The organism is Burkholderia sp. BCC0419 (assembly GCF_902830285.1).
Classification (GTDB): Bacteria; Pseudomonadota; Gammaproteobacteria; order Burkholderiales; family Burkholderiaceae; genus Burkholderia.
The window spans coordinates 345618-359498 of sequence record NZ_CADESR010000003.1 but is presented as its reverse complement, the minus strand read 5'-3'; the positions used below and the strand labels follow the sequence as shown (position 1 = coordinate 359498).

At 66.4% G+C, this 13881-nt stretch carries 13 protein-coding genes; 7 read left to right on the top strand and 6 right to left on the bottom strand.

From position 1 onward, the window contains the following. Positions 1 to 43: 43 nt before the first annotated feature. The gene (locus tag HWW87_RS19890) at positions 44 to 385 is read right to left on the bottom strand and encodes a cupredoxin family copper-binding protein (RefSeq protein WP_175821776.1); all 342 of its coding nucleotides are present in this window, start codon (positions 383 to 385) and stop codon (positions 44 to 46) included. Between the two features lie 19 nt (positions 386 to 404). Next, a complete protein-coding gene (locus HWW87_RS19885) occupies positions 405 to 1349 on the bottom strand; it encodes a metallophosphoesterase (protein ID WP_175821775.1) in 945 nt (314 codons plus the stop codon). Positions 1350 to 1603: 254 nt separating this feature from the next. On the opposite strand from HWW87_RS19885, the gene HWW87_RS19880 reads away from it, so the two are divergent. The 3 genes from HWW87_RS19880 (at position 1604) to HWW87_RS19870 (ending at position 5006) form a co-directional block, all read left to right on the top strand. Then, a complete protein-coding gene (locus HWW87_RS19880) occupies positions 1604 to 1813 on the top strand; it encodes a phosphate transporter (RefSeq protein WP_175821774.1) in 210 nt (69 codons plus the stop codon). A gap of 80 nt (positions 1814 to 1893) precedes the next feature. After that, complete coding sequence (locus HWW87_RS19875; protein WP_175821773.1) at positions 1894 to 3648, top strand: ABC transporter permease subunit; 1755 nt, start codon at positions 1894 to 1896, stop codon at positions 3646 to 3648. Positions 3649 to 3659: 11 nt separating this feature from the next. Further along, complete coding sequence (locus HWW87_RS19870) at positions 3660 to 5006, top strand: nitrate/sulfonate/bicarbonate ABC transporter ATP-binding protein (protein WP_175821772.1); 1347 nt, start codon at positions 3660 to 3662, stop codon at positions 5004 to 5006. Positions 5007 to 5033: 27 nt separating this feature from the next. Here HWW87_RS19870 and HWW87_RS19865 read toward each other — a convergent pair whose 3' ends face one another. After that, positions 5034 to 5912, bottom strand: coding sequence for a MurR/RpiR family transcriptional regulator (locus tag HWW87_RS19865; RefSeq protein WP_175821771.1), 879 nt, complete (start codon positions 5910 to 5912; stop codon positions 5034 to 5036). 375 nt (positions 5913 to 6287) lie between these two features. On the opposite strand from HWW87_RS19865, the gene ggt reads away from it, so the two are divergent. Beyond that, on the top strand, positions 6288 to 8039 hold the full coding sequence (ggt, locus tag HWW87_RS19860) for a gamma-glutamyltransferase (RefSeq protein WP_175821770.1): 1752 nt from the start codon (positions 6288 to 6290) through the stop codon (positions 8037 to 8039). 165 nt (positions 8040 to 8204) lie between these two features. Next, on the top strand, positions 8205 to 9533 hold the full coding sequence (locus HWW87_RS19855) for a dicarboxylate/amino acid:cation symporter (RefSeq protein ID WP_175821769.1): 1329 nt from the start codon (positions 8205 to 8207) through the stop codon (positions 9531 to 9533). A gap of 3 nt (positions 9534 to 9536) precedes the next feature. On the opposite strand, the gene HWW87_RS19850 is transcribed toward HWW87_RS19855, so the two are convergent. Together HWW87_RS19850 and HWW87_RS19845 are read right to left on the bottom strand one after the other, a co-directional pair. Continuing rightward, the gene (locus HWW87_RS19850; RefSeq protein WP_174431016.1) at positions 9537 to 9926 is read right to left on the bottom strand and encodes a DUF3331 domain-containing protein; all 390 of its coding nucleotides are present in this window, start codon (positions 9924 to 9926) and stop codon (positions 9537 to 9539) included. A gap of 44 nt (positions 9927 to 9970) precedes the next feature. Next, positions 9971 to 11263: an NAD(P)/FAD-dependent oxidoreductase gene (locus HWW87_RS19845; protein ID WP_175821768.1), complete on the bottom strand. Its 1293-nt coding sequence runs from the start codon at positions 11261 to 11263 to the stop codon at positions 9971 to 9973. A 147-nt stretch (positions 11264 to 11410) separates the two neighbouring features. Here HWW87_RS19845 and HWW87_RS19840 point away from each other — a divergent pair, with 147 nt between their 5' ends. Then, positions 11411 to 12064 (top strand): TetR/AcrR family transcriptional regulator, encoded by a 654-nt coding sequence (locus HWW87_RS19840; RefSeq protein ID WP_175821767.1) that lies wholly within the window; start codon positions 11411 to 11413, stop codon positions 12062 to 12064. Between the two features lie 24 nt (positions 12065 to 12088). On the opposite strand, the gene HWW87_RS19835 is transcribed toward HWW87_RS19840, so the two are convergent. Beyond that, entirely contained in the window at positions 12089 to 13000 is a 912-nt protein-coding gene (locus HWW87_RS19835) for a LysR family transcriptional regulator (RefSeq protein WP_175821766.1), read from the bottom strand. Between the two features lie 114 nt (positions 13001 to 13114). Here HWW87_RS19835 and HWW87_RS19830 point away from each other — a divergent pair, with 114 nt between their 5' ends. Further along, positions 13115 to 13876, top strand: coding sequence for an SDR family NAD(P)-dependent oxidoreductase (locus tag HWW87_RS19830; RefSeq protein ID WP_175821765.1), 762 nt, complete (start codon positions 13115 to 13117; stop codon positions 13874 to 13876). Positions 13877 to 13881: the final 5 nt, after the last annotated feature.

Sequence of the window (13881 nt, the reverse complement as noted above, 5' to 3'; positions counted from 1 at the left end):
GCTGCCGCCCGTCGTTCGCTCGCGCGTTTCGTGGCGGCCCGCGTCATTCGACGGTGATCGTCTCCTTCATGTACGGATGAATCCCGCAGAACACCTTGTAGACGCCCGGCTTGTCGAAGCGGAATGCGTACGTCTCGTCCTGGTCGAGTGCCTTCGAACGAAAGATGCCGGCGTCGTTGACGATGGTGTGCGGCTCCGCGTCGAGGTTCTTCCACGTGATCGTCGTGCCGGCCTTGATCGTGGTGGCCATCGGTGAAAACATGAAATTGCGGATCGTCACGAGCGGGCCGTTTGGACCCTGCGCGAATGCGGCGGGCGGCGTGCCGGCGGCCGCGCCGCACAGGATCAGCACCGCGACGATTCGAGATGGCTTGAAGCGGATCATGTCGGTCTCCTTATATTGATCAGGCGAGCGTCGCATCGTGCAGCGACGACGCGGCAGGATGGCCGGTGAATTCGACGGTCGTCACGCCGAGCATCGACGGCAGCCGGTCGTGCGGCACCGTGAGCGGCACGGGGCCCGGGCCGTTGCCGGCCGTCGGCTGCGGGAACGCGGTCGAGCGGGCGGTATGGAACGTCACGTTGCCTTCGACCTTCGACACGATCTGGTGGATGTGCCCGTTCAGGACGGTGACCGAGCCGAAGCGGCGCAGCAGCGCCATCGTCTGCGGCGCGTCGCCGGTGCCCCAGCCCCACGGTTCGTAGATGGTCCACATCGGCATGTGCGAGAACACGACGATCGGCGTGCTCGACGAGCGGCCTTTGAGATCCTGCGCGAGCCACGCGAGCTGCTCGTCGCCGAAGCTGCCGAGCCCGTTCGGCTTGAAGTGCATCACGTTGACGAGGCCGATGAAGTGCACGCCCGCATGGTCGAAGCTGTAATAGCCGCGATTGTCCGATGCCTTGCCGAACCGGCCGAAATATTCGGCGCCCGAACCGTCGGTGACGTCGTGTTCGCCGGGCACCGTATGCAGTTCCGGCACGCGCAGCGCGGACAGCAACTGCGACGCGTGGTCGAATTCCTCGGGCTTCGAGAGGTGCGTGATGTCGCCGGTATGGATCGTCAGCGCGGGCAGCGCAGGCATCCCGTTGACGAGGTCGATCGTCTGCTTCAACGTGGCCGACACGTCGGGATTCGCGTCCTTGTTGAAGCCGATGTGCGTGTCGCTGATCTGCACGAACAGCGGCCGGCCCGCGTCGGCCGGGCGCGCGTCGCCGGTCTGCGCGAGCGCGAGGTCGAACGGGGTGAGGATGCCGCCCGACAGCGTGAACAGCGTGCCGAGCCCACCGAAGGCCATGCATTGCAGGGCCTTGCGGCGCGACGGGCGGGTGGGGGTCGATGAAGACATGTAAGCCTCGCATTCGTGTGACGAAACCGGACGGCCGGATCGTCCTGGAATAAGCCGGCGCCTTCGCATGCGATACCGGCGAAGCGGCGGATTTATTCCCGACCGTTGCGAGATCGAACCCTCGTGTCGGTGGCCGGCGGGGCGATGCGCGACGCCCGCCGGATGACCTGTCAATGTCCTGTAAGTGACGCGTCACATTTGCGTCACGACCGCCCGATAGCCTCCCACTCCGAATCACCTCTCCGGAGCCCTTCATGCCGAACCTCGCGGCAACGGACACGGTCGGTGCGGTCGGCCACCGCACGCGCACCCTCGGCCTCGCGCTGTTTTTTCTGATCATTGCCTGCGGCATCGCCCCTGTCGGCATTCGTCCCCGCGCCGATCTTCGCCTCGTCAAGGAAGGCTCGGTGCTGCCGTTCGCGCTGCCGGCCACCTCATACCGGACACAGCACGGGCTGTTCTGATTCGCACCGCGGGTGCGACGCCCGACCGCGCGGCATGCGGCCGGACCCATCGATTTTCAATTCAACACAAGACGCTACCGATGGATATCCGTTTCTTCGATCCGAATCGCACCGCCAACGCGTCCGCGTGGCGCGTGCTGCCCAACCGCTGGGATGCGGTCGCGTTTCCGCTGATCATCGGCATCCTCGCGATGGCGATCGTCGGTTTTCACCAGACGATGGCGCCGATCGGCGTGCTGCAGACGCAGAAGATCTCGCTCGATCCGTCAAATCTGCCCGAATACGCATTGCGCACCACGCTGCGGATGCTCGCCGCGATGGTCGCGTCGCTCGTGTTCACGCTCGTCTACGGCACGCTCGCCGCGAAAAGCCGCCGCGCGGGCATGGTGCTGATCCCGATCCTTGACATCCTGCAGTCGGTGCCGGTGCTCGGCTACATCTCGTTTACCGTCACGTTCTTCCTCGCGCTGTTTCCGGGTCGCGTGCTCGGTGCGGAGCTGGCCGCGATCTTCGCGATCTTCACGAGCCAGGCATGGAACATGACGTTCAGCTTCTACCAGTCGCTGCGCACGGTGCCGCGCGATCTGAGCGAAGTGTCGCGAGGCTTTCACCTGACGTCGTGGCAGCGCTTCTGGAAGCTCGAAGTGCCGTTCTCGATGCCGGGCCTGATCTGGAACATGATGATGTCGATGTCGGGCGGCTGGTTCTTCGTCGTCGCATCGGAAGCGATCACCGTCGGCAACCAGACGATCACGTTGCCGGGCATCGGTGCGTATCTCGCGCAGGCGATCTCGGACAAGAATCTCGGCGCGGTCGGCTGGGTGATCGTCGCGATGTCGGTCGTGATTCTCGCCTACGACCAGTTCCTGTTTCGCCCGCTCGTCGCGTGGGCCGACAAGTTCCGGATGGAGAACACCGCGTCGGGCGATGCGCCGCAATCGTGGCTGCTCGACATGATGCGTCGCACGCACCTGATCCATCAGTTGCTCGTGCCGGCCGGCTGGCTGCTGTCGCAGGTAGCGCGGATTCCGCTGCGCGCGCCGGCGCTGAAGGGCACGCGTGCGCGCGGCGCATCGTCGCGCCGTTCGTCGCGCATCGGCGACGTCGTGTGGGGCGCGTTCGTGATCCTGCTGACGGTGTACGTCGTGTGGCGCGTCGTCAGCTTCGTCGCGACCGGCGTGACGATGGGCGAGGTCGGGCACGTGCTGGCGCTCGGACTCATCACGCTGCTGCGCGTGCTGGTGCTGATCGCGATCGCATCGGTGATCTGGGTGCCGCTCGGCGTGCTGATCGGGCTACGCCCGAAGCTGGCCGAGAAGATCCAGCCGCTCGCACAGTTTCTCGCGGCGTTCCCGGCGAACCTGCTGTTTCCGGTGTTCGTGATCGTGATCGTCCGCTTCCACCTGAACGCGGATATCTGGCTGTCGCCGCTGATCGTGCTCGGCACGCAGTGGTACATCCTGTTCAACGTGATTGCGGGCGCGATGTCCTATCCGAACGATTACAAGGAAGCGACGAAGAATTTCCGCATCCGCGGCTGGCAGTGGTGGCGCCAGGCGATCCTGCCCGGCATCTTCCCGTACTACGTGACCGGCGCGATCACCGCATCGGGCGGCGCGTGGAACGCGAGCATCGTGTCCGAGTTCGTGCAGTGGGGCGACACGAAGGTCGTCGCGCACGGCCTTGGCTCGTATATCGCGCAAACGACCGCCGCCGGCGATTTCCCGAAAATCATCCTCGGCATCGCCGTGATGTCCCTGTTCGTTACCTTGTTCAACCGCCTGCTGTGGCGTCCGATGTACGCCTATGCGGAATCCCGGCTCCGTCTCGATTGAGAGTAAGCGCGATGCAAAATTCGACCGTTATCAACGCCCCCGTCAAGACGTCCCAGCCGCTGCAGCCGCCCCGGCTGGGTGAAGAAATCCTGCGCGTCGAGCACGTGAACCGCGGCTTCAACAAGACGCAGGGCGAGCTGCTCGTGCTCGACGACGCGAACCTGTCGCTGCGCGAAGGCGAGATCGTCGGGCTGCTCGGCCGCTCGGGCTCAGGCAAGTCGACGCTGCTGCGGATCATCGCCGGGCTGATCGAGCCGACCGGCGGCGAAGTGACCTATCTCGGCCAGCCGCTGCGCGGCCCGGCCGAAGGCGTCGCGATGGTGTTCCAGACCTTCGCGCTGTTCCCGTGGCTCACCGTGTTGCAGAACGTGGAAGCCGGGCTCGAAGCGCTCGGCGTCGGCGCGCGCGAGCGGCGCGAACGTGCGCTGGCCGCGATCGACCTGATTGGTCTCGACGGTTTCGAGAACGCGTATCCGCGCGAGCTGTCGGGCGGCATGCGCCAGCGCGTCGGTTTTGCGCGCGCGCTCGTCGTCGATCCGACGATCCTGCTGATGGACGAGCCGTTCTCCGCGCTCGACGTGCTGACCGCCGAAACGCTGCGTACCGACCTGCTCGATCTGTGGACGCAGGGCCGCATGCCGATCAAGTCGGTGTTGATCGTCACGCACAACATCGAGGAAGCGGTGTTCATGTGCGATCGCATTCTCGTGCTGTCGTCGAACCCGGGCCGCGTGATCGCCGAGATCAAGGTGCCGTTCAAGCACCCGCGCAATCGGCTCGACACCGATTTCCGCAAGCTCGTCGACGATATCTACGCGAAGATGACCGCGCGTCAGACCGGCGAAGCGACGAAGAAGGGGCTGGAACTCGGCAGCTGGATGCCGCGCGTGTCGACCAACCTGATGGCCGGCCTGATCGAGACGCTTGCGATGGCGCCGTACCACGGCCGTGCGGACATGCCGGAAATCGCACGCTCACTGCATCTGGAAGTCGACGAACTGTTTCCGATCGCGGAAGTGCTGCAGTACCTCGGCTTCGCGGACGTGCGCGAAGGCGATGTATTCCTGACGCCGCCCGCACGCGTGTTCGCGGAATTCGGCACGCAGGAGCGCAAGCTGATGTTCGCGGATCACCTGCTGAAGCATGTACCGCTTGCTGCCCGGATCCGGAAGGTGCTGAACGAGCGTCCGGGCCATCGTGCGCCGCGCGTGCGCTTCGAGCAGGAGCTGGAGGATTTTCTGTCCGACGAAGCGGCGGAGGAAACGCTCGATGCGGTGATCGACTGGGGGCGGTACGGCGAAGTTTTTTCGTACAACGACAAGACCGAAGTGTTCAGCCTGGAGGATGTCGAGAGCTGAGACCCACGCCCGAATGGCGACCAGTCGTCATTCAGGCAAATCGCGCTGGTTGGTATCCCATTCGATCCCGCCCGCGTTGAGCTGCTCGATCTTCTCCATCCGCTGCCGCGCCAGTTCCGGCAACCGGTTCGTCACGCCGATCACCAGCGCTTCGGCGAGCGCCAGCGCCGGCACGTTGGTCTGCAGCATCGCGAAAGGGCGGCCCTGGATCCGCAGCACGATCTCCGCGAACTCGCCGATCGGCGAGCGCCATTCGTCGGTGATCAGCAGGATCCGCGCGCCGAGCCGGTGCGCGGCCTGCGCGAAGCGGATGCTGTCCTTCTGGTAGCGGCGAAAGTCGAAGATCACGAGCACGTCGTCGCGCCCCATGTCGGCCAGCGCGACGGAGGCGAGATTCACGTTCGGCTCGACGTACTGCACATGCGGCCGCGCATAGGTCAGCGTGAACGAGAACAGCGACGCGAGCGGCGCCGTATAGCGCCCGCCGCCGCAGAAAACTCTAACGTCCGGATCGGCCAGCACCGCCACCGCTGCGTCGAACGCGGCCGCGTCGAGCCCCTCGATCGTGGTCGCGAGCGATTCGGACAGCCGCTGGAAAATCGCCGCATGGCTGTCGCGCATGCCCGTTTCCGAGTGGAACGCATCCATCCGCGCGAGCGGCGAATTCATCGCGGTGTCGATCTCGTCGTACAGCGCCTGCTGGAACGACGAGTAGTTCGGAAAGCCGATCCGGACGACGAAGCGGAACACGGTCGGGTCGCTGACTTCCGCCTGCTTCGCAAACTGCGCGATCGGGCCCAGCCCGAGACTGGGATAGCGATCCAGCAACGCCTGCGCGACCTTCTGTTCCGACGGCGTGAAGCTATCCATCTGGGATAACAGCAACGCCCTGATGCTCGTCCCCATCGGCACTCCGGCTCTCTATCTGAATTGAACGAATTGAACGACCAAACGGCAGACATGCGCCTGCCGGCCACTGCACGCATGTTAGCCGATTGACGTGGGGCAGGCCGCGTCCGGTCCGAAATTAGAGGGACGTATCACCCGGTCGGCGAACACGTTCATATATGTAATAAAACCAACATATCTCACTAGGCATGTCGATGTCCATTCGCCTTAAATTCAGTGATTACCCTAGTTTTTGACGCAAAAAAGCGAGTGTTATGATCGCGGCCTTGCTGAAATGTACCGTTTATTACATGTCGGATGGGCAGCGTCGATAGCAGTTGCGCGCCGATGCATCCCGGCATGGCCCGGTTTATTCGTCTGGAGGATTCCGTCATGAGGCGGCTCGTAGTACTCACCTTGTTGTCGGCGATGAGCGTGTGCGCGTTCGCTGCGTCGGACCCGGCGGTCGAAGCGAAGAACGGCATGGTCGTGTCGTCGCAGCACTTCGCGTCGCAGATCGGCATCGACATCCTGAAGGCAGGCGGCAACGCGGTGGACGCGGCGGTAGCCGTCGGCTATGCGCAGGCCGTGACCAACTCGTGCTGCGGCAACATCGGCGGCGGCGGCTTCATGACGATCCACCTGGCCGACGGTCGCGACCGCTTCATCAATTTCCGCGAGACCGCGCCGGCCGCGGCGTCCGCGAACATGTATCTCGATGCAGCGGGCAACGTCATCCCGGACCAGAGCCTGTACGGCTATCGCGCGGTCGGCGTGCCGGGCACGGTGGCCGGGCTCGATCTCGCGCAGCGCAAGTACGGGAAGCTGACGCGCAAGCAGGTGATGGCGCCGGCGATCCGGCTCGCGCGCGACGGCTTCGTGCTGACGCGCGGCGATACCGACATCCTCGACACGACGGTCGAGCGCTTCAGGAAGGATCCGGAAGCCGCGCGCATCTTCCTGCGCCCGGACGGCACGGCGCTGCAACCGGGTGACCGCCTGGTGCAGAAGGATCTGGCCCGCACGCTCGAGCGCATCGCGGAGCAGGGGCCGGACGCGTTCTATCATGGCGAGATCCCGAAGGTCGTCGAGGCGGCGGCCAAGCGCGGCGGCGGCGTGATCACGGCGGCCGATTTCGCGTCCTATCGCGCGCAGGACATGGCGCCGCTGACGTGCACGTATCGCGGCTACGAGTTCGTGTCGGCGCCGCCGCCGAGCTCGGGCGGCGTGACGATGTGCGAGACGCTGAACATCCTCGAAGGGTATGACCTGCGCAAGCTCGGCTACCATTCGGCCGCGACGGTCCACTATATGACCGAAGCGATGCGCCATGCGTACGAAGACCGCAACACGCTGCTCGGCGATCCGAACTTCATCGACAACCCGGTCGCGAAGCTGACGAGCAAGGAATACGCGGCGCAGATCCGCAAGAGCATCCATGCCGATACGGCGACGCCGTCGGTCGACGTGCAGCCCGGTGTCGGCGTGCACGAGAAGCCGGAAACGACGCATTACTCGATCGTCGACCACGACGGCAATGCGGTGTCGACGACCTATACGGTCAACGGCCGCTTCGGCGCCGTGGTCATCGCGCCGGGCACGGGCTTCTTCCTGAACGACGAGATGGACGACTTCACCGTGAAGGTCGGCGCGCAGAACCTGTTCGGCCTCGTGCAGGGCACGCGCAACTCGATCGCACCGGGCAAGCGTCCGCTGTCGTCGATGGCGCCGACCATCGTGAAGAAGGATGGCAAGGTGTTCATGGTGGTCGGCTCGCCGGGCGGCTCGCGCATCATCACGATCACGCTGCAGACCGTGCTGAACGTGATCGACTACGGGATGACGCCGCAGGACGCGGTCGCCGCGCCGCGCATCCATCATCAGTGGCTGCCCGACGCGGTCTATTACGAAACCTACGGCCTGTCGCCCGACACGCTCGCGATCCTGCGCAACATGGGCTACAAGATGGTCGAGCAGACGCCGTGGGGCGCCGCCGAGCTGATCATGGTCGGCCTGCCGGACACCGAAGCGGCGAGCCGCCAGAGTTCCGGGAACGATTCGTCCGTGTCCGGCAACGTGCGGGTCGGCTTCATCTACGGCTACAACGACCCGCGCCGTCCGGCGGGCTCGGCGATCGGCTACTGACCCGATCGCTTCATGCCGAATCGCTGCTGCCGGCCTTCGCGTTCACGTGAATGCCGGGGCGGCGACAGCGCGTCCGCGAGCCTGAGCGGCTCGCGCCGTGCGTACCGTGGCGCAGGACGCGCACCTTTCTTCCGTCAACTCCATCGCCGTGCGGCGAATTCCGTCATGAACAAACGAATGTCTGCGGCAGGCTGGATCCTGCTCGCGATGGCAGCCGGCATCCTGATCGGCTACCTGATCTACACGCAGCTTCCGGACAGGCAGTCGGCCGCTGAAATCGCCGGCTACATCTCGCTCGTGTCCGACGTATTCCTGCGGCTGATCAAGATGGTGATCGGCCCGCTGGTGTTCTCGACGCTCGTCGTCGGCATTGCGCACATGGGCGATGCGTCGTCGGTCGGGCGCGTGTTCGTGAAGGCGCTCGGCTGGTTCGTCACCGCGTCGCTGGTCTCGCTGCTGCTGGGCCTGCTGATGGCGAACCTGCTGCGACCCGGCGAGAACCTCGGCCTGCCGCTGCCGGACATCGGCGCGTCCGCGCATCTCGCGACGTCCAAGTTCACGCTGAAGGATTTCGTCGGGCACATGGTGCCGAAGTCGATCGCCGAGGCGATGGCCAACAACGAGATCCTGCAGATCGTCGTGTTCTCGATGTTCTTCGGCGTCGCGCTCGCCGCACTCGGCGAGCGCGGCAAGATCCTCGTCGCCGCGATCGACCAGCTCGCGCACGTGATGCTGAAGATCACCGGCTACGTGATGAAGCTCGCGCCGCTCGCGGTGATGGCCGCGATGGCGTCGACCGTCGCGGTCAACGGGTTGTCGATCCTGCTGAAGTTCGCGGTGTTCATGGGCGACTTCTACGTGAGCCTCGTGCTGTTGTGGGCCACGCTCGTCGCGGCCGGGCTGCTGTTCCTCGGCCGCCGCGTGTTCAAGCTGCTCGTGCTGATCAAGGAAGCGTTCATGCTGTCGTTCGCGACGGCCAGCTCGGAAGCCGCGTATCCGAAGATCCTCGACGCGCTCGACCGGTTCGGCGTGCGCCGCAAGATCTCGAGCTTCGTAATGCCGATGGGCTATTCGTTCAATCTCGACGGCTCGATGATGTACTGCACGTTCGCGTCGCTGTTCATCGCGCAGGCTTACAACATCCACCTGTCGCTCGGCACGCAGGTCACGATGCTGCTGATCCTGATGCTGACGTCGAAGGGGATGGCCGGCGTGCCGCAGGCCTCGCTCGTCGTGATCGCGGCGACGCTGCACCAGTTCGACATCCCGGAAGCCGGGCTGCTGCTGATTCTCGGTGTCGACACGTTCCTCGACATGGGCCGCTCGGCCACGAACGCGGTGGGCAACTCGATCGCCAGCGCGGTGGTCGCGAAATGGGAAGGCGAGCTGATGTCGGAGTCCGAAGCGAACGCGCATGCCGCGCATCTCGATGCCGAACTCGAACGGCAGAACCGCGCTCCGGCCTATGGCGCCGGTCAGACCACGTCGACCTGACGCTCAGGCCGCCAGCGCGTCGTCGATGCACGCCGCGAGCACCATCGCGGCGGCGTTGCCCGGCGTCGAGCCGAGCAGTTGCGGCGCATAGACGCTGTCGCCGATCTCGATCGATCGCCCCGACAGCGCGCATACGCCGCGCTTGCGCGTCGTGAACAGGCGCCACTTCTGGTAGCCGTAGTGCCCGGTGCAGGCGTCGCGCCACGAAATCATCACGGTGTCGGCCGTGGGCCGTTCGAGCACGCTGATGGTCGGCTTGCTCGTCGCGTCCCACGACGGCAGTCGGTCGCGCGTGACGCTGCGCCGCCGCGGCGCGCCCCACGAGACGGACGGCATGTCGAAGCTGCCGATTGCGGCGACGGTCATGAGCCAGGGCATTGCACGGTTGTTCATGTCTCTGTTCCTCGAAACGTTACGCGGTGCCGCGACGCGCGGCATCACGACAGGCGGATGCGCGGCTGCACCCAGCCGTTGATCCGTTCGGCGATCCACAGCAAGGTCGCCTTGGAGAAGCCGTGCAGCGCCTGCTGGTGCCGCCGGTAGAGCATCAGGTGGCTGAACTGCGCGAAGCGCCCCTGGATGAAGCCGCCGCGGAAGAACCCGAACTGCCCGAGCGTGCCGAACGCGTCGTAATCGCTGATCGACACCAGCGCGCCGAAATCGTGGAACGCGAACGGCGGAATCGGCGTGCCGTCGAGCCACGCGGGCAAGTGCTTCGCGAGATGCTCGGCCTGCTGCGTCGCGACCTGGGCGGTCGGCGGCAGCGGCCGTTCGTGGCCGTCGGGCAGCAGGCTCCCGCAATCGCCGATCGCGAACACGTGCTCGTCGCCGGTCGCTTGCAGCGTGGGGCCGACGACGATCTGGTTCGCGCGGTTCGTGTCGAGTCCGCCCAGCCCCTGCATGAAATCGGGCGCCTTCACGCCGGCCGCCCAGACCATCAGGTCCGCTTCGGCGAACGAACCGTCGCCGTAGTGGAAGCCGTTTGCGTCGGCCGACGTGACGCGCGTCGACGTCAGCACGTGAAAGCCGATCTGTTCGAGCCGCCGCTGCGCCGACGCGGAAATTCGCGGCGGAAACGCGTTGAGGATGCGCGGGCCGCTTTCGAGCAGCGTGAGTTGCAGCCGCTCGCGCACCGTTTCGTCGCCGTACGCCTCCGCCACTTCCAGCAAACGGCTCAACTCCGCCGCGAGTTCCACGCCCGTCGCGCCCGCGCCGACGATCGCGACGCGAAACGGCTCGTCGCGCGCGATGCTGCGGAACACGCGCATCCGCAACGCTTCGTTGAAGGTCTCCGCCTGCTGCTGGCTGTCGATGAAGTAGCAGTGCTCGCGCACGCCCGGCACGCCGAAATCGTTGGCCTGGCTGCCGAGCGCGAGGATCAGCACGTCGTATTCGAGTTCGCGTGCGTCGATCACCACGTCGCCGTCCTGCGAGCGGATCTCGCCGAGCTGCACGCGGCGGCGCGCGCGATCGAGCCCCTTCAGTTCGCCGGGCTGGTACGTGTAGCCGTGGTCGCGGGCGTGGGCGAGGAAGATCACCTGCTGCTGCTGGACGTCGCGCGTACCGGCCGCGATCGTGTGCAGCATCGGTTTCCAGATGTGCGTCGGACTGCGGTCGACGACCGTGATCTGCGCCCGCCCGGAGCGGCCGAGACGCTCGCCCAGACGGGTCGCGAGCTGCAGTCCGGCGATCCCGCCGCCGACGATGACGATACGTGTAGGGGTTGTCATGGATAAATCATCACGTGATGAATAAGGTATGATCCTAGCGCTTCCCGGCTCCGCGTGTCAACGGAGCGGGGCAGGCCGCCGGCTTCCCGTACGTGATATCGGGGACCGAACGCGGGCATTCGAATCGTTTCAAGGAGCAGGAAAAACGTGGCAGAAGTCACTGAGCGCGTGCCGTCGAAGCGGCGTACGCGCGGACGGCCGCTGGCGGATGCGTCCGTCGGTCCGGACGTGATATTGCGGGCCGCGCGCCGCACGTTCGCGAAGCGCGGCTACGACGCGACGAGCGTGCGCGAAGTCGCGCGCGAGCTGGGCATCGACGCGGCGCTGATCGCCCATCACTTCGGTACGAAGGAAACGTTGTGGCTGGCCGTCGTCGAGCAGATCGTCGAGCTGGCCGAACCGATGTTCGACGCGCTGCGCGCGTTGCGCACGTCGTCGCTGCCGCATCGCGACCGCGTGCGGCGCGCGCTCGAGCTGTGCGTCGATCACGAATTCGCGGAGCCGGATATCGGCATGTTCTTCTCGACGGCGGCGACCGAGGAGGGTGGGCGGCTCGATCGATTGCAGGAGCGCATCGTGCGCCCGTATCACGACGCGATGTTTCCGCTGCTGGCGGATGCGGTCGAGGCCGGCGCGATCCATCCGGTCGATCCGAACGTGCTGTTCTTCATGATCGCGAGCGCGATCGGCACGACGGTGTCGTACAGCCACATGATGCTGGAGTTCACGTCGTTGCCGACGCGGCCGGAGGCGTTCCGGCAGGCCGTGCTCGGCGTCGTGTTCAACTTCCTCGGCGACTGAGCGCCGCGCGCGCGATGCGCGCGGTCACGTCGCGGCAACCAGCCCCAGTTCGCGCACCGCGTTCCGCGCGGTGTCGCGCAGCGCATCGACGAGCGGTGACGGCGTACGGTACGCGAGCGCCAGTTCGTATGCGAGCGGACTGCCCGCATCCTTCAGTTCGCAGAACGTAATGCCTTGCGGCTGCATCGGCACGAACAGGCGCGGCATCAGCGCGACGCCGATGCCGCCGGCGACGAGCCCGGCCGTCGTCTGCATCTGGCGCGGCTGCTGGACCACGTGCGGCGCGAAGCCCGCCTGCGCGCACGCCGTCACGATCAGCGCATGCATGCCGGGCCCGTGGTGCGCGGCAAACATGACCCACGGTTCGTCCGCCAGCTCGGCCAGCGCGATGCGCCGGCGGTGCGCGAGCCGGTGGCCGTCGGGCAGCGCGGCCACCATCCGGTCGCACAGCAGCGGCTCGACACGCACGTCGCCGGCGTCGGCCACCGGCAGCACGACGAGGCCGGCGTCGGTGCGGTCCTGACGCAGCGCGAGCACCTGCTCGGCGGTCGTGCCTTCCTCGAGCTGGAAATCGACCTCCGGATGCCGTTCCTGGAACGCGCGCAGGATCAGCGGCAACAGCGCATTGACCGTGCTGTCGACGAAGCGCAGCCGCAGCGTGCCGCCGAGGCCGGCGCCCGCGCGGCGGGCCACGGCCACCGCGCGCTCGGCCTGTTCGAGCGCGCGCCGCGCTTCGAGCAGGAATGCCTCGCCGGCCGGCGTGAGCCGCGAGCCGCGGTTGTCGCGTTCGAGCAAGGCGACACCCAGTTCGTCCTCGAGCTTGCGGATCGCCGCGCTGAGCGGCGGCTGGGCCATGTGCAGCCGCTCGGCCGCGCGCCGGAAGCTGAGCGTTTCGGCGACCGCGATGAATTGCCGGAACTGGCGTAGATCGATCATGGCGATACCTTTTTCGTATCAGTCGATTATCGAATTCGTATTTTACCTATCGCCCTGCGTTGTCCAGACTGCCAGTGTCACCAATCGTCAACACCGAGGAAAGGAGGGCAGGTCATGACGGGCAACGAACAGCAGCGAACGGCGATCGTCACGGGCGGGTCGAGCGGGATCGGCTTAGCGATCGCGCGCCGGCTGGTGCAGGACGGGTATCGCGTCGCGATCGTCGGGCGCGACCGGCAAAGGCTGGAGGCGGCCGTCGAGCGTCTGGGCGGCGCGGCGATCGGGCAGGCCGGCGACCTGGGCGTGCGGCGCGACGCGGAAGCGGCCATCGCCGCGATCGTCGCGCGCTGGCCGCGCATCGACGTGCTGGTCAACAACGCGGGGCTGACCGGGCGCGTCGGCGCGGATACCGAAGCGGCGGAGGCCGAGTCGGTATGGGACGCGGTGCTCCATGCGAACCTGAAAAGCCTGTTCCTGACGACGATGGCCGTGCTGCCGCACCTGGCCGACCACGCCGCGCGAATCGTCAACATCGGTTCGATCGCGGCACGTGCCGGCAGCCTGTTGCCGGGCGGCCTCGCGTATGCGGCCGCGAAGGCCGGCGTCGAAGGCTTCACCGTCGCGCTGGCACGCGAACTCGGGCCGCGCGGTGCGACGGTCAATACGGTCGCGCCCGGCTATATCGCCGACACGCGTTTCTTCGGCGACAGCGGGGTCGCGCCGGCCATCGCGGCGACGATCCGCGAGCAGACGCCGGCCGGCCGCGCCGGGCAGCCGGACGACGTCGCGGACGCGGTCGCCTGGCTCGCCGGGCCGCGCGCGTCGTTCGTCACGGGCGCGACGATCGCGGTAAACGGCGGCTGGCGCGTCGGGTGACGCCG